The organism is Nostoc sp., assembly GCF_035638895.1.
Lineage (GTDB): Bacteria > Cyanobacteriota > Cyanobacteriia > Cyanobacteriales > Nostocaceae > Nostoc.
In genome coordinates, this window is sequence record NZ_DASQZC010000589.1 from 1 (window position 1) to 1,850 (window position 1,850).

Below are 1,850 nucleotides of genomic sequence, written 5' to 3' on the forward strand. Positions count from 1 at the left end.
GGTTCAATTCCCTAAAACCAATATATTTAATCAGTAGATTTTGTGATCCCTATCCCTGAGTGAACTCGATTAGTTATGCTCCTAGATTTAGAAAGATTTTATCAGGCTTGCAATCCCAGCAGACCTCTAATCATAGGAAATGCCAGCGATCGCAGATACTATATCGATTTTGCTGCGGTGCGGGGTGGCAAGATTATCGAGGCCTTGCAGCGCACGATCGCTAGAATATCGCCGGATGTCCCAACCTGTCAACTATTTACAGGACATCTCGGTTGTGGAAAATCAACAGAGTTGTTGCGGCTCAAAGCTGAGTTAGAAGTGGAGCAATTTCATGTAGTTTACTTTGAATCTACCCATGTCTTAGAAATGGCAGATGTGGATGTGACTGATATTTTGTTAGCGATCGCAGGACAGGTGAGTGAAAGCCTAGAAGCAATGAAAATTAGGCTCAAACCTACCTACTTTACCAAGTTGTTTGGTGAACTTGTGGATTTTTTGCAAACGCCGATTGACCTTGGGGTAGAAGCAGAGTTGTCTGTGGGGATTGGCAAAATTACAGCTAAAACTAAAGAAAGTCCCCAATTGCGGCGGCGGTTAAGAGATTATCTAGAACCGCGAACAGCAAATATTTTACAGTCAATTAATCAAGAATTGCTAGAACGTGCCACTAAGGAACTGAAAACCAGGGGTAAAAAAGGACTAGTAGTCATTGTTGATAACTTGGATAGAGTCGCAATTCGACCTTTACCATCGGGGCGATCGCTACCAGAATACTTATTTATTGAGCGGGGTGAACAGTTACGCAAACTGAATTGTCATGTAGTCTACACTATTCCCTTAGCCCTGACTTTCTCCAACGATAGCGCCGAACTTCAGCATCGTTTAGGGGGAGGAGTCGCACCAAAAATATTACCGATGATACCTGTACGTCTGCGCTCTGGGGAAATTTTCACCCAAGGGCTAGCAATGATGCAGCAAATGGTACTAGCTAGAGCTTTTCCAGACATTCTGCCTAGCGATCGGTTAGGCTTAATTACAGAGGTGTTTGATAGTCGGGAAACCTTAGATCGATTGTGCCTGATTAGTGGTGGTCATGTACGCGACTTGCTAGGGTTACTGTTTGACTGTCTGCGAGAACAAGATCCACCCTTTGAGCGCAATTGTGTCGAATTGGTGATTCAAAGACAACGGGATTACCGAGCCAACGCTATCGATCCTCATGAGTGGGAATTAATCTTTCAGGTGGTGCAACAGCAGAGAGTTAGAGGTGATATACAATACCACGCTTTATTGCGAAGTTTATTTGTATTTGAATACCGCGATCATCAGGGAGCTTGGTTTGCCGTCAACCCAGTTTTAGCAGAGACGGAAAAATTTAAATCATGGTTGAAGGACACCCACAAGCAGATATAAGAGCAGCAAACGAGCAAGCTCTACGAAGTTTGGGGAGAGCAATTACCCTTTCTAGCGGTCAATTCTCCCTGGTTTTGGTGTGCTGCAATTATCGAGTTTTGCAAGAACAAATGCTGCAACGACTCGAAGAACTCTCATCAGGAGTACACCGAATTCAAAAGGTAGTTCTGTCGCATCATGCTAGAAGCCTTTACACAAGTATTCATTTACAACTGCTAACCGAAGATAATCCGCCATCGGCGTTGATGATTTTGGGTTTAGAGTCAGTAGATGGACTTGATGATCTACTTAGCTCTATCAATCATATTCGTGATGAATTTCGCAAACGCCACCCATTTCCTCTAATTGTGTGGATGAATGAGGAAGTGTTGCAAAAAGTTGTGCGTTTAGCACCAGATTTCGCTAGTTGGGCGGCGACACCGATTCGGTTTGAGATG

Annotated in this window: 2 protein-coding genes; both read left to right on the forward strand. The window is 43.8% G+C overall.

What is annotated here, in order from left to right:
• The first annotated feature begins 75 nt into the window (after positions 1-75).
• Complete coding sequence (locus VE944_RS29370; RefSeq protein WP_324985825.1) at positions 76-1,413, forward strand: P-loop NTPase fold protein; 1,338 nt, start codon at positions 76-78, stop codon at positions 1,411-1,413.
• Positions 1,383-1,850: hypothetical protein (locus tag VE944_RS29375; RefSeq protein WP_324985828.1), on the forward strand; the 468-nt coding region annotated here is incomplete at its 3' end. The genes VE944_RS29370 and VE944_RS29375, both read left to right, overlap by 31 nt.